Below are 22,899 nucleotides of genomic sequence, written 5' to 3'. Positions count from 1 at the left end.
CCGGTCCGGATCGCGCATGTGGCCTGCCGTCAGGACAATGCCTGCCACCACGGGTCGAGGGCCGGTGGGGCGGTCGCGTCGACGCGTTCGCCGGGGCGCGGAATGGCGAGGTTGACGTCGCGGGCCTTGGCTTCGGCCCAGAGGCGCTCGACGGGCTCGGCCCACGGGTGCAGGGCCAGGTTGAAGGTGGCCCAGTGGACCGGGATGAGCAGGTCGCCGCGCAGGTCGAGGTGGGCGGCGACGGCCTCCTCGGGGAACATGTGGATCTCGGGCCAGCCCTTGTCGTACGCGCCGATCTGCATCAGCGTCGCGTCGAACGGGCCGTGCCGCTCGCCGATGGCGGCGTAGCCCTCGAAGTAGCCGGAGTCGCCGGTGTAGAAGACGCGGCGCTGCTCGCCCGCGATCACCCAGGAACTCCACAGGGTGCCGTTGCGGCGCAGGGTGCGGCCGGAGAAGTGGCGGGCCTCGGTCGCGGTCAGGGTCAGCCCGGCGACGTCGGCGCTCTCCTCCCAGTCCAGCTCGATGATCCGGTGGTCGGGCACGCCCCAGCGCTCCAGGTGCGCGCCGACGCCCAGCGGCACCAGGAACGGGGCCTGCTGGCTGCGGGTCAGCGCCTGGATCGTGGGCATGTCGAGGTGGTCGTAATGGTCGTGCGAGATGACGATCGCGTCGACGCGCGGCAGGTCGGCCAGCGCCACCGGCATCGGGTGCAGGCGCTTGGGGCCGATGCCCGGGGTCGGCGAGCACCGGTCGCTCCACACCGGATCGAGCAGCACCCGCGCGCCCTCGATCTCCACCAGCACCGTGGCGTGGCCGTACCAGGTCAGGTGCAGCCCGTCGGCGGAGGTCGACGGCTCGGCGGTGACCAGGGGCACCGGGGCGCTCGGGCGGCGGCGCTCACCGCCGGTCAGGAACTCGCGCACGCTGGGGCGGCTCTCGCCGCCGACCATGGTGCGGGTGGGCGTGCTGTTCTGGAAGGAGCCGTCGCGAAAGTGCGGCGACTGGCGTACCCGCTCGGCGCGGGCTCCGCTGGGGGTCGCGCCCAGCGCGGCGAGGATGGCCGGCATCGGTGTGTCCTTAGTGGTCGGTGGGTCGGTCAGACGGGGAAGGTGACGCCGGTGAGCTCGAGCGATTCCTCCCACAGGCGGCGCTGGACGAGCTTGTCGTGCGAGCGGGCGGAGGAGCCGACGCGCTTGGGGAAGCCTTTGACCTCGCCGATACCGTCCGGTCCGTAGTATTCCCCGCCGCGCGTGACCGGGTCGGTCGCCGCGCGCAGGGTCGGCAGGGCGCCCCGCTCGGCGCTCTGCGTGACCAGCGGCTCGAACAGCGGGTAGAGGCGGCGGATCAGCGACGGGGCGTTGCGCACCAGTTCGGTGCCCGCGCCGCCGGGGTGGGCGGCCAGCGCGACGGTGTCGGCGCCCGCGACTTCCAGGCGGCGCTGCAGCTCGTAGGTGAACATCAGGTTGGCCAGCTTCGAGGCCCCGTAGGCGCGGTGGCGGCCGTACCTGCGCTCGGACTGCAGGTCGTCGAAGTCGATGCGCCCGGTGCGGTGACCCACGCTGCTGACGGTGACCACACGGGAGCCGGCGACCGGCAGCAACCGGTCGAGCACCAGTCCGGTGAACGCGAAGTGGCCCAGGTGGTTGGTGCCGAACTGCAGCTCGAAGCCGTCGGCGGTGGTGCTGCGCGGCGTCCACATCACGCCCGCGTTGTTGATCAGCAGGTCGATCGCGGAGTGGCGGGTGCGCAGCTCGGCGGCGGCCTCGCGGACCGAGGCGAGCGAGGTCAGGTCCAGGCGCAGGAACTCGACGCGGGCGACGGCGTTCGACGCGGTGAGCCGGGCGAGCGCGTCCCCGGCGCGGTCGGGGTTGCGGCAGGCCAGCACCACGGTCGCGCCCCGGGCGGCGAGCACCTTGGCGGCCTCGAAGCCGATGCCGGTGTTGGCCCCGGTGATCACGGCCACGCGGCCGGTCTGGTCGGGCACGTCCGCGGCGGTCCAGCGGCCCGGCCTGGTGGCTGTGGCGTTCATGGCGTCTCCTCGGAGTGCATATAATCGGAACGTGCGCCCCACTTACTATACGGAACGTGCGCCCCGCTTTGCCAGTGACCCACGTCTCCCCCGCCGGGAGAAGTCGTGACCGGCACCGTGGGGCGGCCGCTGCGCGCCGACGCCCGCCGCAACCGCGACAAGGTGCTGCGGACCGCGTACGAGGTGTTCGCGGCCGAGGGCCTCGGCGTGCCCATCGACGAGATCGCGCGGCGGGCCGGGGTCGGCGCGGGCACCGTCTACCGGCACTTCCCCACCAAGGAGGCGCTGTACCAGGCCATCGTGGTGGACCGGGTCGAGCACCTGGTGAACACGGCCCGTGAACTGGCCGCGACCACCGCACCGGGCCAGGCGTTCTTCGACTTCTTCGACCTGATGACCACCGCGGGGGCGACCGACAAGGGCCTGGTCGAGGCGCTGGCCGGGGAGGGCTTCGACATCGAGGCCGTCATGCCCCGGCACGAGCAGGCGTTCATGGACGCCATGCGCGAGCTGCTGGAACGGGCGCAGGGCGCGGGCGCGGTGCGCGCCGACGTCACGGTCGCCGACGTGAAGACGCTGATGGTCGGCTGCCAGGCCATGCAGCGCTACGGCGGTGACAGCACCCCCGCCCGCGTGCTGGAGGTCGTCCGGGAAGGGCTGCGCCCCGGGCGCTGAGCTGGAGACTCCGCCGAGCGCGATAGGTTCGCCCCATGAACGACTACGAGCACGCCGACGTCGGCGGGGTGCGGCTGGCATACCGTGCGTGGGGCGCGGCGGACGCGCCGCCCGTGGTGCTGCTGCACGGGATCGGCGGCGGAGGGCCGGGCGACTGGGACACCGTCGCGCGGCGGCTGGCCGACCGGTGGCGGGTGTACGCCGTGGACCAGCGCGGCCACGGACTCAGCGACCGCACGTCCGGCTACGCGATCGACGTGCTGGTGGCGGATGTCGCGGCCCTGCTGGACGCGCTGAAGCTCGAACGTGCCGCCGTGATCGGGCACTCGCTGGGCGGTGTGGTGGCGTACCTGTTCGCCGCCCGGTTCCCGGAGCGGGTGGCCGCGCTGGTGGTGGAGGACGCCGGGCTGATGTACCCGAGGACTCCGGTGCCGCCGCAGCGGCCCGAGGGCGAGCTGCCGTTCGACTGGGACGCGGTGCTGGCGCTGCGCTCGCAGATCGACGAGCCCGACCCGCGCTGGCGCGACGAGGCACGCGGCATCACCGTGCCCACGCTGCTGATCTCCGGCGGCCCGGCCAGCTACGTACGCCAGGAGACCATCACCGAACTGGCGCGGGCCCTGCCGGACGGCGCGCTGACCGTCATCGACGCCGGTCACATGGTGCACCAGGACCGGCCCGACGAATTCACCGCCGCCGTGCGGGCGTTCCTCACCGCCCGTACGTGACGTAGTCCTGGTCGTCGTCGGGCGGGTTGCCCAGGCGGCAGATCCGGCCGTACTTGGCCAGGACCAGGCGGCCGTCGCGGGCGTCGGACTCGTCGTCGAACAGGTGCAGCACGTTGTCGTCGTCCTTGACCCGCCAGCCCTGCCCGCCACCCATGTCGTTGACCTGCAGATTCCCCCGGTCGTACGACGAGCAGGCGTCGTCCTCGCCGGGGATCGTGGTGCGCTTGCCCGACGAGTCGCGCCAGTAGTCGAACACGAAGGCGTTGGCGTCCTCACGCCCGTTGCCACGCCCGATGAAGCAGTGCCGCTTGTACCGCTGGGCCAGGGCCAGCCCCTGGTCGCCGATGTTCTCGCCGGGGCCGCCGTGCAGCCGCGCGACGATCTTCGACCCGTCCATGACCTGGTGGATGCCCGCCTCGTACTGCACGGTCAGGTTGTTCGGGTTGTAGGAGACGCAGTCGGCCGGCGACGGCCAGGACGGCGCGGCCGGTGATGGGCGGGCCGAGCTCCGCGCGGGAGCCGGGGACGCCGCCGCCGACGCCGACGCGACCGGGGCGGCGGTCGGGCTGACCACGGTGGAGAACGTGGGCGCGGTGACCGGGTCGCCCTCGTCGCCGCCACAGGCGGTGGCGGTGGCGAGCACGCAGACGGCGGCCAGCGCGAGCAGAGGGGTAGGGCGCATGCCCGGCAGCGTAGGCCCGCGCGCCCGCCGACGCAGTCGCCTACCCGTCGCCCCGAGCGAACCGCGCCGATCCGACACCACCGTCCACACCCGACCACCGCACCACCGCGCGTCAGTTCATGTGGGCGATCTGGATGAGGTTGCCGCAGGTGTCGTCGAGCACGGCGGTGGTGACCGGGCCCATCGACGTCGGGGGCTGGGTGAAGACGACGCCGAGCTTGGTCAGGCGCTCGTACTCGGCCTGCACGTCGGTCACCGCGAACGAGGTGAACGGGATGCCGTCGCCGACCAGGGCCGCCTTGAACGGCTTGGCCGCCGGGTGGGCGTCGGGCTCCAGCACCAGCTCGACGCCGTCGGGGTCCTCGGCCGAGACGACGGTGATCCAGCTGAACTCGCCCATCGGGACGTCGTTCTTCTTCACGAAGCCGAGCACGTCGGTGTAGAACGCCAGCGCCTTGGCCTGGTCGTCGACGAGGATGCTGGCAAGGTGGATCTTCATGGGTTCTCCTGTGGCTTGTCACGGAGCCAGCGTTGCGCGATCTGCGCGAGCGGGCGGGTGTCGAGGGTGTGGAACTTGTAGCGCCCCTCGCGGCGGGTACGCACCAGACCGGCGGCCTCCAGCAGGTCGAGGTGCTGGGAGACGGCCTGGCGCGATGAGGTGAACTGGTGCTTGGCGGCCAACCGGGCACAGATCTCGAACAGCGTCTGGTCGTCGCGCTCGGCGAGCTCGTCGAGGATGTGCCGCCGGGTCGGGTCGGCCAGTGCCTTGAAGACGTCGCCCACGTCAGCCACTATAGGCAAGTAATCACTTGCCTATCAAGTCGGCTCGCCGGACGGCTGAACGGCGCCTGCCGTGGCCGGGCCGCCGGGTCCGATAGGTTGCCGGGATGGTGACCTTCGAGCCGGGTGAGCTGGTCTGCGTCCGCCACTTCCAGAACCTGCAGGTCGGCGGCCTGTATCCGATGCGAGCGGTGCGCCACGACGAGCGCGGCCTGCTGCTCTGGTGTACGCGCGGCACCTACGGCTGGCACCTGAACCGGCTCGACGACCGCCACATGTCACACGTGCCGCTGGCCGAGTGGGTCACCGGGCCGAAGCGGCCGATGCCCTTCGTCGCCCGCCACGGCGTGCTGTCGTGGCACCCGGCCGGGGCCGACTACTCCGTCCGCTGGTTCTTCGACACCGACGGGCGCTTCCGCAACTGGTACGCCAACCTGGAGCGGCCCGGCATCGCCTGGCGCGACCCGCTGCTGGCCGGGCTCGACACCGCCGACTGGGACCTCGACGTCTGGATCGACGCCGACCGCACCTGGCGTTGGAAGGACGAGGACGTGTTCGCCGAGCGCCTGACCCAGCCCGAGCACTACTGGGTCGACGACGAGGCCCGCGTGCGCCGGGCCGGCCGGGAGATCATCGACCTGGTCGAGGCTGCCGCCTTCCCGTTCGACGGCACCTGGTGCGACTTCCGCCCCGACCCGGCCTGGACAGCCGAGACGCCCGACACGCCACCGCCCGGCTGGGACCGCCCGCGCGCCTGGTGACCCCGGCAGGAGACATGTGCGCGCCGGGGCGTGCCCGTTTCGGGACGCGCAAGCGTCCGAAAACGAGCACGCACCACAGCGAACATGTCCCCCGGCCGAACCGGGGCGCTGACCGGCAGGGGATCGTCGTGGCGACGTGGGCACCCGGCGGTCGCGGTCCGGCAGTTTCGGGGAATCAGCGGGCGAGGGTGGCGTCGAAGAAGGCGAGGCGGGCGGCGTCCTGGACGGCTTCGCCGCCCTCGTGGCCGTTGAAGGGGTAGATCTCGATGCGTTTGGGGCCCGCGTAGCGGTGGTAGGCGGCGTAGACGGTCGACGGTGGGCAGCTCGCGTCCATGTGGGCGACGGAGAACAGGGCCGGGGCGGTCGCCCGTTCGGCGAACAGGACGCCGTCGCTGTAGGACAGGGTGCGGAACACCTGCTCCTCGTGGTCGCGGTGTACCGCCAGGTACGCGGTGACCTCGCGGTACGGTCCGGCGGTGGCCAGTTCCGCGCCACGCCGGTGGTCACAGAGGAACGGCACGTCAGGTGCGACGGCGGCCAGGTCGGGGACGAGGGCTCCGACGGCCAGGGCCAGGCCGCCGCCCTGGCTCTCCCCCGTCACCGCGACCCGTGACCCGTCCACCAGCGGGAACGCGCGGGCCGCCGCGACGGCGCGGACCGCGTCGGTGATCACGCGGCGGTAGTAGTGGGTGTCCGGGTCGAGCACGCCACGGGTCATGAACCCGGGATGCTGCGGTCCGGTCCCCACCGGGTCCGGGGTGTCGCCGTGGCTCCAGCCGCTGCCCTGGCCACGTACGTCCATGTACAGGTGGGCGTATCCGGCAGCGGCGTACAGCAGGCGCTCGTGGGCGAGGCCGCGCCCGCCGCCGTAGCCGGGATACTCGACCACGCACGGCAGCGGTTCGCGGGTCCCGGCGGGCAGGGCGAGCCAGGCCTTGACGGGGTGCCCGCCGAACCCGGCGAAGGTGACGTCGTGGACCTCGATCGTGCGCTGCCACGCGGGCGTGAAGCGCGCGTCCAGCGCGAACGCGCGCGCCTGCGCCAGCGTGCGCGCCCAGAAGGCGTCGAAGTCGTCCGGCGCCCGCAGCGTGCTGCGGTACTCCCCCGGGTTCGGCTCGGTGATCGGCATGGCTATCCCTTGAGGCCCGTGTGGGCCAGGCCCTCGATGAACTGGCGTTGCGCGATGACGAACACGACCAGCACCGGCAGCGCCGTCAGCGACGCCGCGCTGAGCTGGATGTCCCACATCGGGCCGCCGTACGCGTCGACGAACTGGGTCAGCGCCTGCGGCAGGGTGAACATCTCGGAGCTGGACAGGAACACGATCGGTTCCAGGTAGAGGTTCCAGCTGTGCAGGAAGGTGAAGATGGCGACCGCGCCCAGGGCCGGGCGGGCCAGCGGCAGCGCGATCAGCCGGAAGATCGCGAAGCGGCCGAGGCCGTCGACCTTCGCGGCCTCCTCCAGTTCGCCGGGCAGGGCGAGGAAGAACTGCCGCATGATGAACGTCGCCAGCACGCTGGGCGCGCCGAGGATCGGCACCAGGATCAGCGGCCAGTGCGTGTCGACCATGCCCCAGGCGTCGAACATCTTGAACAGCGGCACGATGGTGACCTCGCTCGGGATGAGCAGGCCGACCAGGATCACCACGAACCAGAGGTTCGCGCCCTTGAACTTGATCCGCGCGAACGCGTATCCGGCCAGCGACGACACCGCGAGCGTGCCGACCGTGACGAGCGCGGCGATGTACATGCTGTTGAAGTACTGCCGTGCGAACGGCTGCAGCTCGAACGCCTTGGCGTACGCGTCGAAGCTGACGTCGGTCGGGAACAGTGTCGGCGGGAAGGCGAAGATGTCGCCGACCGGTTTGAGCGACGAGGTCACCATCCACCAGGTCGGGAACAGGAACGGCAGCGCCAGCAGGCACAGCACGCCGTACACGGCGGTCTTGGCCCTACGACTCATGGAACACCCACTTCCGGCGCATACGCCACTGGACCAGGGTCAGCAGCAGCACGATCGCGAACAGCAGCACGGACAGGGTGGCCCCGTATCCGAAGTGGTGGAACTGGAACGCCTGCTGGTAGAGGTAGTAGACGAGCACCGTGGTCGACGTTCCCGGGCCGCCCTGGGTGAGCACCGCGATCTGCGCGAACACCTGCAGCGAGCCGACCACCGTGATGATCGACGTGAGCAGGATGGTCGGGCTGATCATCGGCACGGTGATGCTGAGGAACTGCCTGCGGCGGCTCGCCCCGTCGACGGTGGCCGCCTCGTACAGGTTGGCGGGCACGCCCTGCAGCGCGGCCAGGAACAGCACCATGTTCAGGCCGACGTTCTTGATCACCTGGACCACGATCACCGCGACCATGGCGGTGCCCTCGCCGCGCAGCCAGTTCGGCCCGTCGACGCCGACGGTCTCCAGCAGGGCGTTGATGCCCCCGTTGTCCTGGAGCAGGAAGTTCCACACGATGGTCCAGGCGACCAGGCTCACCACGACCGGCGAGAAGAACACGGTCCGGAAGAACACCGTGCCGCGCAGCCGCTGGTTGAGCAGCACCGCCAGCAGCAGGGCCAGGCTCAGGTTGAGCACGACCAGCCCGGCGGAGAAGAAACCGGTCGCCACGAGCGCGTCGGCGAGCTTCGGGTCGTCGGCAAGCGCCTGGTAGTTCTCGGCACCGACGAACGTGAAGGTGTCGGCGAGCACGTTCCACTCGTGCAGGCTGTACCAGAACACCAGGCCCAGCGGCACGAACACGAACAGCACCGAGCCGAGGAGCTGGGGGGCGATGAACAGGTAGCCGGCGAGGGTGTCGCGCCGGCTACCCGTCCAGAAGCGAGTGCTCACTTGGCCAGTAGGGGGTTGATGGCCGAGCACACGCCGCCGAGGACCGCCTTGATGTCGGCGTCGGGCTTCCACAGCGGGTCGAGCGCGGCCCGGACCGCCTGGGCGATCTCGGCCTGGCCGGTGTGGCTGGGCTTGACGACGCCGGTGGAGATGCCGTCGATGACGACCTGCTGCAGCTGCTCGGGCTTGAGCAGCGGGTTCGTCTTCGCGAGGGTCTCGGCGGTGAGCTGGGAGGTGCGCGGCGGCGGGAAGTACGCGGCGAGCTTGGCGGAGTTGTCGGGGTTGGTGAAGAAGGCGAGGAAGTCGGCGGCGACGTCGGCGTTCTTGCCCTTCTTCAGCGCGCCGAGACCGGCCTGGCCGATGACGGCGTACTCGCCCTTGGGGCCGGTCGGCAGCGGGACCAGGTCCCAGCCGAACTTGGCGTCCTTGAGCAGCGAGGCCCGCGAGATCTGGGTGATCGTCATGGCGGCCTCACCGGCGAAGAAGTCCGCGGTGGTGCCGGGGCCGGGCAGGGCCTTGTCCGTGAAGATCGACTTGTGCAGGAAGGTCATCGCGTCGACCATCGGCTGCTGGTCGAATCCGCAGCCCTTGCCGTCCGGCGTCCACGCCTGCGCGCCCCAGCCGGTCCACACCGTCGACAGGTTGTCCCAGTTCTTGTAGTCGAAGTCGCGTACGACCAGGCCTGCCTTGCCGCTCTTGGCCGACGACGCGGCCGCGACCGACACCGCCTTGTCCCAGGTCCACTGGTTGGCGGCGATCAGCTCGGCCGGGGTCTGCTGCCCGGCGGCCTTGAGCTGGTCGGTGTTGACGAAAACGCCGAACGGCGAGGTCGAGAACGGGTACGCGAACAGCTTGCCGTCGGCCTTCCAGAGCGAGGTCGCCGACGGGCTCAGGTCGGCGGCGTTGTAGCCCTCGGCCTTGCCCAGCGTGTCGTCCAGCGGCACCAGCGCGCCGGAGTTCACGAAGTCGGGGGCCGAGTTCTCCAGCAGCCAGGCCAGGTCCGGGCCGTTGCCGCCCGCGATCTGCGTGGTCAGGGTGGTGGTGTAGCTCTCGAACGGGATCGGGTCGAACTTGACCTCGGTGACCCGGGGGTTCTTCGCCCTGTAGGCGTCGGCGATCTCGTTGAACAGCTTCAGGTGCGCCTCGTTCGAGGACCACACCGTCATCCGCAGCGACACCGGGCCGGTGCTCGGCTCTGGATCGCCGCCGCAGGCGGCCAGGCCGAGAGACAGCACGCCCGCGGTCGCGGCGGCGAGGATTCCACGTATCTTCATCGATAACTCCAACTCAAGGTGGCCGGTCAGTAGCCGGAGACGTCGGGCCAGCGCAGTTCCACGCCGTCCCGGATGAGCTGTGCCTGGAACCCGGACAGGTGCTCCGGGGTGTTGCGCACGCCGCGCGGTGTCTGCCCGTTGTTCAGGCAGTACGCCGCGAGCGCCCCCGCCACCTCGCCCACGTTCCACTCGACCGGGTGTAGCCGGTACGAGCCGTTGGTGATGTGCGTGGTGCCGATGTTCTTGCCCGCGGGCAGGAGGTTGTCCATGCGGCGCGGGATGAGCGCGCCGAGCGGGATCTCGAAGGGACAGGACCCGACGTCGATGTAGTTGTCGCCGCCGGTGGAGGGGTGCAGGTCGATGCGGTACATGCCGACCCCGACCGCGTCGGGGTACTCCACCGCGCCCTTGTCGCCGCGTACGGCCAGCGACAGGTCCTGCTCGACGACCGTGTACTCGGCCCGGATACGCCGCGACTCCCGGATGTAGGGGGCCATCGCCAGGCCGTCGGCGCCGCCGGTGACGTCGCCGCGCAGCCGCAGGCCGGGGAAGCCCGCCTCGGTCTGCAGCCAGTACAGGACCGACAGCGACAGCTGCTTCGCGTTCGCGATGTGCGTGTCGACGTCGGGCACGTCGATGACCGGGCTCTCGAAGTAGTCGATCATCGGCCAGTTGACCAGGCAGATGTCGCTGTCGTAGGTGCCCGTCGTGAACAGCTTGCGGGCCGCGATGCGCCGGAACGTCCACAGGTTGCCGTCGCCCGGATTGACCCGCTGGTCGGCGACGACCGACAGCGGGTCGTCGTCGGGGTTCGGGGTGAAGCTGCGCTCGCTGATCGCCAGGGTGCGCGGGTTCGGCGACCGGAACGACAGGAGCCGGTCACCCCAGAAATCCGGCTGGTACGCGCGCCAGAAGTCGTACTGCGCGGGCTTGTCGATGGTGTTGTCGCCGTCGACGTGGTCGATCGCGAAGCACACCGACACGGCCTGCATGTTCATCGGCTGCGCCGTGTCCGGGGCGCTCGGCTCGCCGGTCTCGTGCTGCGACTCGAACCCGGTGACGTACTCGGTGCCGGTCAGCGGCAGCAGCTCGCCGGTCTCGGTCGCGTCGAGGGTGTACGCCGCCTCGATCGTCAGCCGGTCGCCGGTGCGCACGTGCTCGACGGTCACCGCGGTGACCCGGTCGCCGCCGGCGTCGGCGGCCACCGGCCGGTACGGCTGCAGCACCGTCAACCGGCCCGACGACCGGTACGGGGCCAGCATCGCCTCGATCACCGCGACGGCGACGCGGGGCTCGTGGCACAGGCGGCTGACGTGGCCGCCGCCCGGGTTCAGCTCGCGCCAGGCACGGGCCGCCGGGATCAGCGGGTAGTTCGCCCGGTAGTAGTCACGGATGCCCTCGCGCAGCGCGCGGTAGCTCGCCGTCACCCCGAACTGCTCCACCCAGCTGTGCTCGTCCGGCGGCACGGCCTGGCTGGTCAGCTGCCCGCCGAGCCAGTCGTACTCCTCGGTCAGCACCACGCGCCGCCCGGCCCGCAGCGCGCCCAGCGCCGCGGCCACCCCACCGAGGCCGCCCCCGACCACCAGAATCTCGGCCTGCATCGTCAGTTACCTCTTTCGCTGAGCGTCTCGCCGGGCACGACCTCGCACGGCAGCAGCCGCTGCCGCCCGCCGGGCGTGCCCTCGATCAGGGCGGTCAGGACCTCGACGGCCTGCGCGCCCATGGCCTGGCGCGGAATGCGCAGGCTGGTGAACTCCACCGCCGTCGGCAGCGCGGCCCGGGTCGGTTCCCCGAGCGTCGCCACCGACAGCGCGACCCCGCGTTCACGGGCCAGCTCGTACAGCGCGACCCCGTCGGCGTGCTCCTCGGCGACCACCGCGGTCACCCCGGCGGCCAGCGCCGCGTCGAGCACAGCGGCGGTGTCGCGCACGGGTTCGCCCTCGGCGGGGGGTGCGAAGTGGCCGCCGTACACCCCGGCCGACGCGACGGTCTCGCGGAAGCCGCGGCCTCGGTCGGCCCACGATTCCGGACCCGCGCCCAGGCCCAGGTAGGCGAGCCGGTCGTGGCCCAGGACGATCGCCTGCCGCACGATCTCGGCGGTCGCGGCCGCGTAGTCCGCGCCGACATAGGGCACCGGACCGCCCGCGTCGTCGCGTCGGCCGATCGACACGAACGGGATCTCCTCGGCCAGCAGCCGGGCCAGGTCGGCGCGGTCGATGGTGCGGCCGAGCAGGATGCTGCCGTCGGCCAGGCGCAGCCGGTTGTCGCCGTGGAACAGCCGCCGCCGCCCGTCGACGACGGGGGTGCTGGTCATCAGCAGCAGGTCGCAGCCCAGGACCTCGGCCTGCTGCTCGATGCCGACCAGGAACGGGTGGTAGAAGTCGCTGTTCGCGCTGGGGAACACCGGTTCGTAGGTGAAAACGCCGATGATGCGGTTGTGCCGCGAGGCGAGCCGCCGGGCGATCGGGTCGGCCACGTAGCCGGTCTCGGCGATGGCCCGCAGCACCTTCTCGCGGGTCTCGGCCGAGAGCTTGACCTCGGCGTCGGACCGTCCGTTGAGGACGAGCGAGACGGTCGCCTGGCTGACGCCGGTCATCCGGGCGATGTCCTGCTGGGTCACCCGCCTGCGGGCTCCGGTCACGGTACGTGTCCAATCCTCGGGCTAATGCGCATTAGTTGTTGCGGTGAGATGAGATCCTGCGGCCTTCCGAGCGCTTCGTCAAGGCCCACCGCGAAAATCGTTCGCACAGAAGTTCCTGAGCTAATTCGTATTAGCCCCTTGACGCCCGTGCGCCGCGAGCCCGAGACTCACCGTTACTTTCGGTTATCTCCATCGATGGGAGGCACCACCGATGAAACCGCTCCTCAACCGCCGGCAACTGCTGGTCGCGGGCGCAGCCGCGGCGGCAGGCGGGCTCACCGGGACGGCACTGGGCAGCCCGGCCCAGGCCGCACCCGCAGGATTCCCGACATACCAGTACATCGGGACCCCGTTCACCAAGGCCAACCTGCGCTACAACCCCACCAACGAGCTGATCTTCCCGTGCATCCGCGGGGTGTACGACAAGATCGCCTCACCGCTGGGCCGGTACTACCTGTACTACGCCCCGCACGACGCGCCCGGCGGCATCTGCCTGGCCTACGGCAACTCCCTGAGCGGCCAGTTCACCGAGTACCCGAACAACCCGATCATCTCGAACAACTGGGCACCGCACTACTCGGTCAGCCACGTGTCCAGCTCGCACGTCATCTGGAACGCCGCGAACAAGAAGTTCTACCTGTACTTCCACGGCGAGAACAACACCACCCGGATGGCCTGGTCCACCGACGGCGTGAACTTCACCTACTTCGGGCGGGTGCTGCACACCGGGGTCATCCCCAACTGCACCGAGACGTCGTACGCCCGGGTCTTCGAGCACACCGTGCCCGGCCTGGGCAACAAGTACGTGATGGTGTTCATGGGCGTCACCAACGGCACCCGCAAGATCTTCTGGGGCTGGTCGAACGACGGCAAGACCTTCTCGTTCGACCCGGTGCCGCTGGTCACGCCCGGCCCCGACGGGCAGGTCGACATCGCCGCCCCGCACGTGCTCAAGCGCAACGGCACGGCGTACGTCGTCTACCACGGCAACGGCGGCGACATGTACCTCACCGAGGTCGGCAACAGCTTCGACCGCGAGGTGCACCTCGGCGTCTTCCACCACGCCATGGACGCCTGGCCCGACCGGGGCCGCAGCGCCGCCGCGAGCTTCGGCACCGACGGCGGCGTCGAGTACATGTTCTACGAGGCCGGCCCCCGCCTCGACGGCACCATCGCGGTAGCCCGCGCCGTCTGACGTCGCGGTCGACGGCTCGGTTCAAGATCGCTGTTTGCGGTCGAAAAATGCAGCTAGACCGTACTTTTCGACCGCAAACAGCGATCTTCGCGGGGCTCCCGCGATATTCGCCACTCCCGCGACAGGGGGTCGGCGGGCTAGGTTCGCTGGCGTGACCCCCGACTCCTGGTTCCTGTCCGCCGACGAGCGCGGCAACCCGGCCACCGGCATCGACCGTCGCCACGCCGACGGACTCGCCTGGAGCCCCGGCAACCTGGCCCGGCCGCTCGTGCACGGGGCGAGCTACTTCAGCGAGCTCGCCGAGGTGCTGGCCGGGACCCAGGCCGGGGACGTGGTCATGTTCACCGACTGGCGCGGCGACCCCGACGAGCAGCTCGACGGGCCGCGTACCCAGGTCACCAAGGTCCTCGGCGACGCCGCCCGGCGCGGGGTGCACGTGTACGGGCTGCTGTGGCGTTCACACCCCGACTGGCTGCACTTCAGCTCGCCACAGAACCGCCAGCTCGCCGAACAGCTGCAGGACGCCGGGGCGCACGTGCTGCTCGACATGCGGGTCCGCTTCGGCGGATCACACCACCAGAAGCTCTTCGTCGTACGCCACCCCGGCCGCCCCCACCTGGACGTCGCCTTCGTCGGCGGCATCGACCTGTGCCGGGGCCGCAACGACGACGCCGAACACGGCGGCGACCGGCTCGCCCCGCCGATGGCCGAGGTCTACGGCCCGAACCCGCCGTGGCACGACATCCAGCTCTCCCTGCGCGGCCCCGCCGTCGGCGACGTCGAGCACGTCTTCCGCGAACGCTGGCAGGACCCGAGCGCGCTGTCGCTCAACCTGGCGGACTGGGTCCGCGACAAACTGTCCCGGCTGCGCACCGAGGTCCCCGCGCTGCCCGACCCGCTGCCCGACCCGCCGCGCGCCGGCACGCACAGCGTGCAGACCCTGCGCACGTACCCCCGGCGGCGGCTCGGCCGCTACCCGTTCGCGCCGCGCGGCGAGCGCAGCATCGCCCGCGGCTACCTCAAGGCCCTGGCCCGCGCCGAGAAGATCATCTACGTCGAGGACCAGTACCTGTGGTCGGCCCGGGTCATCCGCCCGTTCGCGCAGGCCCTGCGCAACAACCCCGAGCTGCGGCTGATCTGCGTCGTGCCGCTCGCACCGGACGCCGCCGCGCCCGCCATCTCGCGGGCCGAGTCGTGGGGGCGCAAGCAGGCGATGAAGGTGCTGGGCAAGGCTGGCGGCGACCGGGTCGCGATATACGGCCTGGAGAACGCCGCCGGGACGCCGATCTACGTGCACGCCAAGTCCTGCATCGTCGACGACGCCTGGGCGACCGTCGGGTCGGACAACTTCAACCTGCGCTCGTGGACCTACGACTCCGAGCTGACCTGCGCTGTCGTCGACGAGGCGGCCGACCCGGCGTACGCCCGGGATCTGCGTCTGGAACTGATGGGCGAGCACCTGGGCAGGCCGGACCCCGGGCTGGCCGATCCCCGGACCGCGTTCGACCTGTTCGCCGCCGCCGCGAAGGAACTGGACGACTGGCACGCGTCCGGCCAGACCGGGCCACGCCCGCAGACCCGGCTGCGCCGCTACGACCCGCCGAAGGTACGCGGCTGGCGGCGGCTGCCCGCCCGGCTCGTCTACGAGCTGATCTGCGACCCCGACGGGCGGCCCAGCACCATGCGCGTACGCAACCACTTCTGACCGCTCACCAGTACGCGGTGCTGCCGTACGCCTCCGGGCGCGGTCGGCGCAGCACGTCCGGGCCGACGACCGCCGCGTACACCGCCACCTGGTACGGGCAACAGTCGCTGGGCGTCGCCAGCCACTCCCGCACCGGCACACCTGCCACCTCGGTGTCGGCCCACCACTGCCCGGCGTGCTCGCGCCAGAAGCCGTCCTCGAAGCCGACATCGAGCACCCGCAGCCGCCGGACCTCCGGCACCGCCGCCCGGACCAGGCCCTCGTCGCCGGCGGCGTCCTGCCGGGCCATGGCCTGTTCAAAGTCCTCGTCGTCGCCCGCCGCGTCACCGTCGGCGAGCAGCCGCAGCACGAACCGCCGCACGGCGTCCTCGCTGTCCTGGTCGTCGGTGTACGGCGGCAGGCCGGCATCCGGGTGCACGGTCACGCACTCGACCACGACCCGCTGCCAGCCGATCCCCGCGTCCGGCCCGGCGGTCACCGGCTCGTGCTCGATGACGCGGGCAAGGTAGAGAGTGCTCACCCGGCAGAGTATGGCCACGCGCCCGCCGCGCCGAGCACGCCGGCCCCACAGGCGGACGGATCTTCGCTATCGTCCCGCCCCATGACCGAGACCCCGCTGTCCGATGCCATGACCGCGCACGCCGACTCCGGCACTCCGGAGTCCTACGACCGGTTCATCGCGCTGTTCCGCGCGTCCACGGTCGGCGTGCTGTCCGACAACCTGCCCGAGCCCGAGGGGCGTACGAGCGTGACGTCCGCCGGTGACATCAGGGTCTCCAGCACCGCCTACGGCGACGGGCGCGATCGGATCATGACGTTCGCCGATCCGGAGGTCTTCCTGCGCACCTACGGACCGCGTTTCAACGCCGGGATCGCCGGTGAGGTCCTGCTGCGCATGGCGGCGGCGTCTCCGAACGGTCACGGTGTTCTCGTCAACTGCGCCACCCGGGAGATCTCCCTGCTAATTAGCAAGGAGACCGCGCAGGCGCTGTGCGCACCGCCCGGCGACGCGCTACCCCGCCGACCCTGGTGGAAACGGCGTTGAGCCCAGCGTCGGCGCAGCTCCGGGCGTACGCCATGATCGTGACGTGACCACCGAAGACCAGATATCGATCGAGCTGACCGACGCCGAACGCGACCTGCTCGTCCGCGGACTCGGCGAGTGGGGCGGGCCCGCCCACGCGACCGGCGCGCTGGCCGTGGCCATCGGCTTCCGCGGCGTCGAGGACATGCACGAGCAGGTTCGCCGTATCGGAGCATCCCTCCACGCCGGACAGCCGCTCAGCCGGTGGGACTGGCGGCGGGCGCTGATCGCCACGGAGATCGTCTTCGTCAGCGACATCTTCGGCTCGGGCTTCGAGTGGTCGACCACGACCGGGCTGTCCGACGAGGAGACGGTGCGAACGCTGCGCGGCCTGCAGTACAAGCTCACGAAACAGGCCCGCGTACACAGTGCCTGACACCACACGGCGATCTCCATGTGCCGTTGAGCGGACGTTCTCGGCGGGTTCAACCGGGGTGTCTAACGTCCGGGGCGATTTCGGCGTTCGAGGAGGATTCGATGACCCGTCTGCCCCGGCTGGCCCTGACCGGCCTGACCGTGCTGACCCTGGCGCTCGCCCTGCCCACCGGCGGCTCGGCGGCCCCAGCCGAGAGGGAGCGGTCAGGTGACTTCGGCCCGGCCGTGCTGACCGGCTTCGCGGCGCTGCCCGCGCTGACGTTCGTGCCCGCCAGCGACCCGTCCGGCGCACTGCTCGGCACGGCCCCCGTCAACGGGGTCACGCCGCCGTTCGCCGACCAGCCCGTACAGGGCTTCAGCGGCATCGCCCGCAACAGCGACGGCAGCTACGACGTGCTGTCCGACAACGGCTACGGCAACATCGCCAACAGCGGCGACTTCGCGCTGCGCATCCAGCGGCTCATCCCCGACTTCGGCACCCGCCGCGTCGACGCCGTCGGCGGGATCAGCCTGACCGACCCGTCCGGCTTCGTCTCCTGGCCGCTGACCCGCCCCGACCGCGTGCTGACCGGGGCCGACTTCGACGTCGAGTCGATCGTGAAGGCCAAGGACGGCAGCTACTGGATCGGCGACGAGTTCGGCCCGTACCTGCTGCACTTCGACCGGGCCGGACGGCTGCTGGCCGCACCGGTGCCGCTGCCGGGCGTCACCGCGCCGGAGAGCGCCGCCCGGCTGGGCGTGACCGCGAACCTGGGCAGCAGCAAGGGCTTCGAGGGCATGGCCGCCTCGGTCGACGGCAGGCACCTGTATCCGCTGCTGGAGGGCACCGTCACCGGTGACACCGCGGGCACCCTGCGGATCAGCCAGTTCGACCGCACCACCGGCGCGTACACGGCCAAGCGCTGGACCTACCGGCTGGAGGCGACCACCAACGCGATCGGCGACTTCATCGCCGTCGACAAGCAGCGTTTCCTGGTCATCGAGCGGGACAACAACCAGGGCGCCGCGGCCGCGTTCAAGAAGATCTACCTGGTGGACCTGGCCGACCGCGACCGCGACGGCCTGGTCGACAAGACGCTGGTCGCCGACCTGCTGAACATCGCCGACCCGAAGCACCTGGGCGGCAGTGCCGACACGTTCCGCTTCCCGTTCCAGACGATCGAGGACGTGCTCATCCTCGACGACCGGACGCTGGCCGTGCTCAACGACAACAACTTCCCGTTCTCGTCGGGCCGCACCCCCGGCCGCCCGGACGACAACGAGTTCATCACCATCCGCCTCGACCGTTCCCTGCACGCCGACCACCGCGTCCTCGGCTGACGCGCCACGGCTGGGCGCGGGTGCCGAACACGGTCCCGCGCCCAGCCCGTGGGGTCATCCGGCTGTCCCGCAGAGACTCGACCGCTCAAGGCACGATCGCGTACAGCCGGTCGGCGGGGTCGACCACGGCATTGAGCCGCGCCCCGACCTTCAGCACCTCGTCGTCCTTGCACTTGGAAGTGGACTCGAACGGCTCGAAACCGGTCCCGCTGATCAGCAGGGTCAGCTCGACCCCGCTCTCCTCGCCCAGTGACGTGGCCCGCACACCGGTGATCTCCGCCGTCGCGGGCAGCCCGGCCGTCTCCAGCCGCAGCCGATCCTGTCTCGCACGGACGTCAAGCCGCGACTCATGGTTGATGAGCCTGAGGCACGAGACGGTGACGGCGAGACCCGCGACACCGAGGATCCAACGGTTGCCGACGGACTCGCCGGTGGCGAGGAAGACCGCGGCGAACGTCATGAACGGGCCGACGAGCAGCAGCGCAAACCCCAGAACACGCAGCATCGTACGCCCGGCCGGGCTCGATGGCTGCGTCGCCTGACGCGGTCCGTGACCCGTGTTCCACTCGATGAGCGCACTCCGGCCGGGCACATATCCCCCTGGCACCATTGACATGCCACCACCCTAATCGGAGCGCGCACGACGCAGGTGTCCGCGCCCGACCGGGCTCATCCGCTAGTCGGCCACGTGAATGACGATCTTGCCGCGGCGGCGGCCGTGCTCCAGCGCCTCGTAGCCCGCCCGGGTCTCGGCCAGGGGCAGCACACGGTCTAGCACCGGCCGCACCCGGCCGTCGTCGACGAGCTGCGCGATGGAGACCAGCGCCGCCCGGTCGGGCTTGACGACGAAGTACGCCGAGCGTGCTCCACGACGGGCTGCCTCTGCCTCGTCGGGAGGCGCGGCGATGGCGACCAGGATGCCGCCCTGCTTGAGCACCGGCCAAGCCTGCGCCTGCGCGGCCGCTCCAGCCGCGTCGACGATCACGTCCACGTCGCGTACGTGGTCGGAGAGGTTCGGCGACTCGTAGTCGACGACCTGCTCCGCGCCGAGTCCTTCGACGAATTCCAGGTCGGCCGCCGATGCCGTGGCGCTCACCTGGGCGCCGAGCGCGGCCGCGAGCTGCACCACGTACATGCCGACGCCACCACCGCCGCCCAGCACCAGCACGTGCTGGCCCTCCCGCAGCCCGGCATGCTCGTGCAACGCCTCCCAGGCGCTGAGCGCCGCCAGCGGCAGCGCCGCCGCATGATCGTGGTCGACCGTGCCGGGTTTGGCGGCGACGACGTCCGCGGGCAGGGTGACATACTCGGCCGCCGCGCCGTTCTGGGCGAACGGGATCAGGCCGTAGACCGCCTCGCCCACGGCCGGGCTGTCCACCCCCGCCCCGATCGCGGCGACGACACCGGAGAACTCGTGCGACGGGATCACCGGGGTGCGCTCCGGTCCGGAACCGTCCGGGGTGTATGTCCAGGTTTCCGGCCAGCTGAGCTCGTCTGCCGTCATGGACGCGGCCTTGACCGCCACCAGCACCTCTCCCGGTCCCGGCTCGGGCCGCGGGGCCTGCTCGTAGACGAGCTGCTCCGGCCCGCCTCTGGTATGCGCCCGCACTGCGAACATCGTGCTCATCCGGCGCTCCTCTCCGAGTTCACGCCACAGCCCTCATTATCGGGCTGAAGGTCCGCCAGTCGTCGGGGTTCTCCCCTAGTCAGGTGGTTCCGCGACACAGTGGGCCACGAGTGACGAGGCGCTCGACGGCGGCCGTGATGACGTCGCAGTAGTCCACGATGAGAGCGCGGGTCACCGGGGCGGTCGCTGTCGTGAGCGCCGTTGCTCCACGGTGGGGTCGGTCAGATGAGGGCCGGGCGCGGGCTGGTCGCCCGCAGCCGCCGGCGCAGCAGGCGGAACAGGTCCTGCACGGCGTCGTAGTCGGTGGCGTCCCAGCCCTGCGCCAGCTCGGGCAGGTGGGGTTCCAGGGCGTGGGCCGCCGCCGGCAGGTGCCGGACCCGGCCGCCGCCGAGCTCGATCCCGTCCCGGCGTCCGGCGCGCACGTTCCACTCGATCGCCTCGGCGGGACTGAGCCCCGGCAGGTTCAGGGCGAGCCCGCCGTCGGCGAGCCGGACCGGGTAGCCGCCGGGCAGGCCGAGCGGTCCGGGCAGGCTGGTGTACACCTCCGCGCCGGCCAGCAGGTCGACGAGCAGCCGTGCGGCGGCGTGCCCGGCGACGGCGTTGAGCTGGGCGCGGGGCAGCGCCCGGTCGGGTGCCAGCAGCGCCGACACCCCGGACACCGGCCTGCCGTCGCGCCAGGCCAGCACGTCGTCGCCGAGGTCGCCCGGCACGTCGAGGTGCGCGTGGTGGCCGAGCACCGCCAGGCGGCGCTGGTCGGGCAGCCCCAGAGCCGCCTGGAGGCAGGCCGCCAGGGTGGCGACGTTGCCGATGCCGCACAGCACCGGCAGCCCCATGGCGGCCAGCAGCGGGTTCACCGCGTCGGGGAAGCAGCCGTTGATCAGGGCCGTGTGCGGGCTGGCCGCGCCGATCGCCCGGGCCAGCCGCACCGCGACGGTGGCCTGCAACGGCAGCGTCACCCCGAACCCGGCCGCCTTGACCAGCCCGGTCCACGGCGAGGGCCGGTGCACCTTCTCGTACGGCGACTGTGCCGACGCGCAGCACACCAGGTAGGTCGGCTGGAGGCGGGCCAGGGTCGCGGTCTCGTCGCCCAGGCGCTCGCCGGTGAAGCTGATCGCCGTCCCGGCGACGGCGGACCGGGCCCGGCAGTGCCGGGCGATGGCCGACACCGCGTCGGGGTTGCGGGCCAGCACGGTGACCTCGATCGGGGCCGCGTTCAGCGCGCCGAGCGGTGGGGCGAGCGAGGCCAGTGACTCGCAGATCGAGGTCGCCAGCGAGCCGCTGCCGACGATGGCGATGTGGTGCCGGTTCGTCATGGCTCAGGCGGCGGTATCGTCGTGCGCGGCGGCGGTGCGGTCGGTCGCGGCCCGGGTGACGGCGGCCCGGCGACCCTGGGGCTTGAGCATGGGGCGGTACATATTCCGCGCAGCCTCCGATGACACGACACGCCGAGTGGGGGTTCGCGGACGAGGGCTCCGTCCGTCGCGGAAGCCATTGTCACATGGAAATACTCGCACAGATAGTTGCTGTCACCGATATGCCACAGCACGCTCCAAGGTGCGTCAACACCCCTGCTGTCCAGGTGTTTTGGCCGCAACAGCCGTTTGTCGATCTTGCCGAGTGCGGTCAGCGGAAGGCGTTGCACGATGTCCATCGCCTGCGGCGCCCACAGTGAATCGAGGCGCTCCACACATCATTGCCGCAATTCGTCGATGTCGACCGAGTCGCCCGGATGCAGCCGCAGCACGCGTGCACCGCCTCGCCCAGGCGCGCGTCGTGCACGATCACCTCGGCGGTGCCGTGACCGGCGAAAGTTCCAGGCCGCGCCGGACGTAGCCGTCCTCAGCGGCCATGGCAGGCGACGGCGAGCGTGTCGTGCCCGCGCAGGATCAGCGGCTTGGGCGCGTTGCCGACCTGCTGCGCCAGCGCCAGGTCGGGGAACCGCTCGAACAGCGCCGGGAACGCGACCTGCCCCTCCAGGCGGCTCAGCGCCGCGCCGAGGCAGTAGTGCGGGCCGAAGCCGAAGCTCAGCGAACCGGGATCGGGCCGGGCCGGGTCGAAGGCGTCCGGGTCGGCGAAGCGCGCCGGGTCCCGGTTGGCCGCCCCGATCATCGCCAGCACCGCCTGACCCGCCGGGACGGGCACGCCTTCGATCTCGGCGTCCTCGGGCGCGTACCGGACCAGGATCTGCACCGGCGGCTCGAAGCGCAGCATCTCGTCCACGTAGGAGCCGACGTTGCCCGCACCCAGTTCCGCGCGCAGCCGTGGGCGTTCCAGCAGCATCGTCAGGCCGTTGCCGAGCAGGTGCGTGGTCGTCACGAACCCGGCGTTGAACGTGGTGATCAGGTTCGCGACCAGCGCCTCGTCGCTGAGTTCGGTGGCGGCCAGCAGGCTGATCAGGTCGTCGCGCGGGTCGGTGCGCCGCAGCGCCACCAGGTCCGTGAAGTACGCCGACAGTTCCCTGGCCGCCGTGTCGGCGCGGACCATGTTGCGCCAGTTCGCGCCGTCGAGTTCGAGGATCGCCCCGATCGCCAGCACCCGTGGGCGGAACCAGGCCAGGTCGTCCTGCGGCACGCCCAGCAGCTCGGCCATCACGCTGCTGGGCAGCAGGTAGGCGAACTCGCCCATGAACTCCACCGGGCCGTCGGCGGCCAGCTGCGCCAGCCGGTCGAGCAGCCGGTGCGTCAGCTCGGTCACCGCGCCTTCGAGCGCGTTGACCCGGCGCGCGGTGAACGCCCGGCCGATGATCTGGCGTACGCCGTCGTGGGCCGGGCCGTCGGTGAAGAACATCGAGTCGCGCAGCACCCGCAGCGCCGGGTGCCGCCGCCACTGGGGCGTTGTCAGGTCCAGGTAGTCCGCGTCGAGCTGGCGGAACCTGCCGTCCTTGAGCACCTGGCTGACCGCCTCGTAGCCGTACACGGCCGCGGCGAAGCCACGCGCGGCCCCGTCGACGGGCTGCGCGACGCCGTCGCGGTGCAGGCGCGCGTATAGCGCGGGCGGGTCCACCCGCCCCTGCTCGGAGAGCAGCATCCCCAGGTCCATGGGCACAGTCCTACCACATCGGGGAATCCTGCGGGAGTGGGAGTCATCTATGGCCGATCAACCGGTCGACATTGGACAGTACACATGCGAGGGACAGCCATCGTGCAAAATCTTGTGAGACTTGAGCGCTAAATATTTC

At 71.2% G+C, this 22,899-nt stretch carries 24 protein-coding genes; 8 read left to right on the top strand and 16 right to left on the bottom strand.

Features of this window, described 5'->3' with window-relative positions:
- Positions 1–29: 29 nt before the first annotated feature.
- Together HAV40_RS24855 and HAV40_RS24850 are read right to left on the bottom strand one after the other, a co-directional pair.
- Positions 30–1,067, bottom strand: a complete 1,038-nt coding sequence (locus HAV40_RS24855) for an MBL fold metallo-hydrolase (RefSeq protein WP_166385230.1) — start codon at positions 1,065–1,067, stop codon at positions 30–32.
- 29 nt (positions 1,068–1,096) lie between these two features.
- The gene (locus HAV40_RS24850; protein ID WP_166385228.1) at positions 1,097–2,029 is read right to left on the bottom strand and encodes an SDR family NAD(P)-dependent oxidoreductase; all 933 of its coding nucleotides are present in this window, start codon (positions 2,027–2,029) and stop codon (positions 1,097–1,099) included.
- Positions 2,030–2,134: 105 nt separating this feature from the next.
- Between HAV40_RS24850 and HAV40_RS24845 the strand changes: the two genes are divergently transcribed.
- Positions 2,135–2,704: a TetR/AcrR family transcriptional regulator gene (locus HAV40_RS24845; RefSeq protein WP_239085722.1), complete on the top strand. Its 570-nt coding sequence runs from the start codon at positions 2,135–2,137 to the stop codon at positions 2,702–2,704.
- A 35-nt stretch (positions 2,705–2,739) separates the two neighbouring features.
- Positions 2,740–3,432 (top strand): alpha/beta fold hydrolase, encoded by a 693-nt coding sequence (locus HAV40_RS24840; protein ID WP_166385226.1) that lies wholly within the window; start codon positions 2,740–2,742, stop codon positions 3,430–3,432.
- Here the strand turns inward: HAV40_RS24840 and HAV40_RS24835 are convergent.
- The 3 genes from HAV40_RS24835 to HAV40_RS24825 form a co-directional block, all read right to left on the bottom strand.
- Positions 3,416–4,114 (bottom strand): hypothetical protein, encoded by a 699-nt coding sequence (locus tag HAV40_RS24835; protein ID WP_166385224.1) that lies wholly within the window; start codon positions 4,112–4,114, stop codon positions 3,416–3,418. The genes HAV40_RS24840 and HAV40_RS24835 overlap by 17 nt on opposite strands.
- A gap of 112 nt (positions 4,115–4,226) precedes the next feature.
- Positions 4,227–4,613, bottom strand: a complete 387-nt coding sequence (locus HAV40_RS24830; RefSeq protein WP_166385222.1) for a VOC family protein — start codon at positions 4,611–4,613, stop codon at positions 4,227–4,229.
- A complete protein-coding gene (locus HAV40_RS24825; RefSeq protein ID WP_166385334.1) occupies positions 4,610–4,909 on the bottom strand; it encodes an ArsR/SmtB family transcription factor in 300 nt (99 codons plus the stop codon). Before HAV40_RS24825 ends, HAV40_RS24830 begins: the two co-directional genes overlap by 4 nt.
- 92 nt (positions 4,910–5,001) lie before the next feature.
- Here HAV40_RS24825 and HAV40_RS24820 point away from each other — a divergent pair, with 92 nt between their 5' ends.
- Positions 5,002–5,655, top strand: a complete 654-nt coding sequence (locus HAV40_RS24820) for a ribonuclease FAU-1 family protein (RefSeq protein ID WP_409364912.1) — start codon at positions 5,002–5,004, stop codon at positions 5,653–5,655.
- A gap of 175 nt (positions 5,656–5,830) precedes the next feature.
- On the opposite strand, the gene HAV40_RS24815 is transcribed toward HAV40_RS24820, so the two are convergent.
- Genes HAV40_RS24815 through HAV40_RS24790 form a run of 6 tightly spaced genes read right to left on the bottom strand, consistent with a single transcriptional unit; the run spans position 5,831 to position 12,415 of the window.
- Positions 5,831–6,784 (bottom strand): acetylxylan esterase, encoded by a 954-nt coding sequence (locus HAV40_RS24815; RefSeq protein ID WP_166385220.1) that lies wholly within the window; start codon positions 6,782–6,784, stop codon positions 5,831–5,833.
- 2 nt (positions 6,785–6,786) lie between these two features.
- Positions 6,787–7,617 (bottom strand): carbohydrate ABC transporter permease, encoded by an 831-nt coding sequence (locus HAV40_RS24810; RefSeq protein ID WP_166385218.1) that lies wholly within the window; start codon positions 7,615–7,617, stop codon positions 6,787–6,789.
- Positions 7,607–8,500: a carbohydrate ABC transporter permease gene (locus tag HAV40_RS24805; RefSeq protein ID WP_203670949.1), complete on the bottom strand. Its 894-nt coding sequence runs from the start codon at positions 8,498–8,500 to the stop codon at positions 7,607–7,609. The genes HAV40_RS24810 and HAV40_RS24805 overlap by 11 nt, the downstream gene beginning before the upstream one ends.
- Positions 8,497–9,774: an ABC transporter substrate-binding protein gene (locus tag HAV40_RS24800; protein ID WP_166385215.1), complete on the bottom strand. Its 1,278-nt coding sequence runs from the start codon at positions 9,772–9,774 to the stop codon at positions 8,497–8,499. The genes HAV40_RS24805 and HAV40_RS24800 overlap by 4 nt, the downstream gene beginning before the upstream one ends.
- Before the next feature lie 26 nt (positions 9,775–9,800).
- A complete protein-coding gene (locus tag HAV40_RS24795; protein WP_166385213.1) occupies positions 9,801–11,375 on the bottom strand; it encodes an FAD-dependent oxidoreductase in 1,575 nt (524 codons plus the stop codon).
- Between the two features lie 2 nt (positions 11,376–11,377).
- Positions 11,378–12,415, bottom strand: coding sequence for a LacI family DNA-binding transcriptional regulator (locus tag HAV40_RS24790; RefSeq protein WP_166385211.1), 1,038 nt, complete (start codon positions 12,413–12,415; stop codon positions 11,378–11,380).
- 211 nt (positions 12,416–12,626) lie between these two features.
- Between HAV40_RS24790 and HAV40_RS24785 the strand changes: the two genes are divergently transcribed.
- Complete coding sequence (locus HAV40_RS24785; RefSeq protein WP_166385209.1) at positions 12,627–13,610, top strand: hypothetical protein; 984 nt, start codon at positions 12,627–12,629, stop codon at positions 13,608–13,610.
- A 151-nt stretch (positions 13,611–13,761) separates the two neighbouring features.
- On the top strand, positions 13,762–15,315 hold the full coding sequence (locus tag HAV40_RS24780; protein WP_166385207.1) for a phospholipase D family protein: 1,554 nt from the start codon (positions 13,762–13,764) through the stop codon (positions 15,313–15,315).
- 4 nt (positions 15,316–15,319) lie between these two features.
- Here HAV40_RS24780 and HAV40_RS24775 read toward each other — a convergent pair whose 3' ends face one another.
- Positions 15,320–15,835 carry a hypothetical protein gene (locus HAV40_RS24775; RefSeq protein ID WP_166385204.1) on the bottom strand — a complete coding sequence of 172 codons (516 nt, stop codon included), beginning with the start codon at positions 15,833–15,835 and terminating at the stop codon, positions 15,320–15,322.
- A gap of 81 nt (positions 15,836–15,916) precedes the next feature.
- Between HAV40_RS24775 and HAV40_RS24770 the strand changes: the two genes are divergently transcribed.
- The 3 genes from HAV40_RS24770 to HAV40_RS24760 all read left to right on the top strand — a co-directional run bounded on the left by HAV40_RS24770 (position 15,917) and on the right by HAV40_RS24760 (position 18,094).
- Positions 15,917–16,360 (top strand): hypothetical protein, encoded by a 444-nt coding sequence (locus HAV40_RS24770; RefSeq protein WP_203670951.1) that lies wholly within the window; start codon positions 15,917–15,919, stop codon positions 16,358–16,360.
- 43 nt (positions 16,361–16,403) lie between these two features.
- A complete protein-coding gene (locus HAV40_RS24765) occupies positions 16,404–16,775 on the top strand; it encodes a hypothetical protein (protein ID WP_203670953.1) in 372 nt (123 codons plus the stop codon).
- 101 nt (positions 16,776–16,876) lie between these two features.
- On the top strand, positions 16,877–18,094 hold the full coding sequence (locus HAV40_RS24760; RefSeq protein WP_166385202.1) for an esterase-like activity of phytase family protein: 1,218 nt from the start codon (positions 16,877–16,879) through the stop codon (positions 18,092–18,094).
- An 85-nt stretch (positions 18,095–18,179) separates the two neighbouring features.
- Here the strand turns inward: HAV40_RS24760 and HAV40_RS24755 are convergent, their stop codons facing one another.
- The 4 genes from HAV40_RS24755 to HAV40_RS24740 all read right to left on the bottom strand — a co-directional run bounded on the left by HAV40_RS24755 (position 18,180) and on the right by HAV40_RS24740 (position 22,760).
- On the bottom strand, positions 18,180–18,599 hold the full coding sequence (locus HAV40_RS24755) for a hypothetical protein (RefSeq protein WP_166385200.1): 420 nt from the start codon (positions 18,597–18,599) through the stop codon (positions 18,180–18,182).
- A 171-nt stretch (positions 18,600–18,770) separates the two neighbouring features.
- A complete protein-coding gene (locus HAV40_RS24750; protein WP_166385198.1) occupies positions 18,771–19,721 on the bottom strand; it encodes an NADP-dependent oxidoreductase in 951 nt (316 codons plus the stop codon).
- A 221-nt stretch (positions 19,722–19,942) separates the two neighbouring features.
- Positions 19,943–21,034, bottom strand: a complete 1,092-nt coding sequence (locus tag HAV40_RS24745; RefSeq protein ID WP_166385196.1) for a potassium transporter TrkA — start codon at positions 21,032–21,034, stop codon at positions 19,943–19,945.
- A gap of 526 nt (positions 21,035–21,560) precedes the next feature.
- Positions 21,561–22,760, bottom strand: coding sequence for a cytochrome P450 (locus HAV40_RS24740; RefSeq protein ID WP_166385194.1), 1,200 nt, complete (start codon positions 22,758–22,760; stop codon positions 21,561–21,563).
- Between the last annotated feature and the right edge of the window lie 139 nt (positions 22,761–22,899).

Origin of the sequence: Catellatospora methionotrophica (assembly GCF_011297335.1) — a bacterium.
In the GTDB taxonomy this organism is placed as follows: Bacteria; Actinomycetota; Actinomycetes; order Mycobacteriales; family Micromonosporaceae; genus Catellatospora; species Catellatospora methionotrophica.
The sequence above is the reverse complement of the archived record's forward strand: the minus strand, read 5'-3'. Positions and strand labels throughout refer to the sequence as shown.

Bases quoted from the DNA above. Each gene is read 5' to 3' on its own strand.
- HAV40_RS24835 (WP_166385224.1), bottom strand. From the start codon at position 4,114: ATGCGCCCTACCCCTCTGCTCGCGCTGGCCGCCGTCTGCGTGCTCGCC.
- HAV40_RS24815 (WP_166385220.1), bottom strand. From the start codon at position 6,784: ATGCCGATCACCGAGCCGAACCCGGGGGAGTACCGCAGCACGCTGCGG.
- HAV40_RS24760 (WP_166385202.1), top strand. From the start codon at position 16,877: ATGACCCGTCTGCCCCGGCTGGCCCTGACCGGCCTGACCGTGCTGACC.
- HAV40_RS24785 (WP_166385209.1), top strand. From the start codon at position 12,627: ATGAAACCGCTCCTCAACCGCCGGCAACTGCTGGTCGCGGGCGCAGCC.
- HAV40_RS24800 (WP_166385215.1), bottom strand. From the start codon at position 9,774: ATGAAGATACGTGGAATCCTCGCCGCCGCGACCGCGGGCGTGCTGTCT.
- HAV40_RS24850 (WP_166385228.1), bottom strand. From the start codon at position 2,029: ATGAACGCCACAGCCACCAGGCCGGGCCGCTGGACCGCCGCGGACGTG.
- HAV40_RS24745 (WP_166385196.1), bottom strand. From the start codon at position 21,034: ATGACGAACCGGCACCACATCGCCATCGTCGGCAGCGGCTCGCTGGCG.
- HAV40_RS24855 (WP_166385230.1), bottom strand. From the start codon at position 1,067: ATGCCGGCCATCCTCGCCGCGCTGGGCGCGACCCCCAGCGGAGCCCGC.
- HAV40_RS24750 (WP_166385198.1), bottom strand. From the start codon at position 19,721: ATGAGCACGATGTTCGCAGTGCGGGCGCATACCAGAGGCGGGCCGGAG.
- HAV40_RS24770 (WP_203670951.1), top strand. From the start codon at position 15,917: ATGACCGAGACCCCGCTGTCCGATGCCATGACCGCGCACGCCGACTCC.
- HAV40_RS24830 (WP_166385222.1), bottom strand. From the start codon at position 4,613: ATGAAGATCCACCTTGCCAGCATCCTCGTCGACGACCAGGCCAAGGCG.
- HAV40_RS24755 (WP_166385200.1), bottom strand. From the start codon at position 18,599: ATGCTGCGTGTTCTGGGGTTTGCGCTGCTGCTCGTCGGCCCGTTCATG.
- HAV40_RS24810 (WP_166385218.1), bottom strand. From the start codon at position 7,617: ATGAGTCGTAGGGCCAAGACCGCCGTGTACGGCGTGCTGTGCCTGCTG.
- HAV40_RS24795 (WP_166385213.1), bottom strand. From the start codon at position 11,375: ATGCAGGCCGAGATTCTGGTGGTCGGGGGCGGCCTCGGTGGGGTGGCC.
- HAV40_RS24740 (WP_166385194.1), bottom strand. From the start codon at position 22,760: ATGGACCTGGGGATGCTGCTCTCCGAGCAGGGGCGGGTGGACCCGCCC.
- HAV40_RS24820 (WP_409364912.1), top strand. From the start codon at position 5,002: ATGGTGACCTTCGAGCCGGGTGAGCTGGTCTGCGTCCGCCACTTCCAG.
- HAV40_RS24840 (WP_166385226.1), top strand. From the start codon at position 2,740: ATGAACGACTACGAGCACGCCGACGTCGGCGGGGTGCGGCTGGCATAC.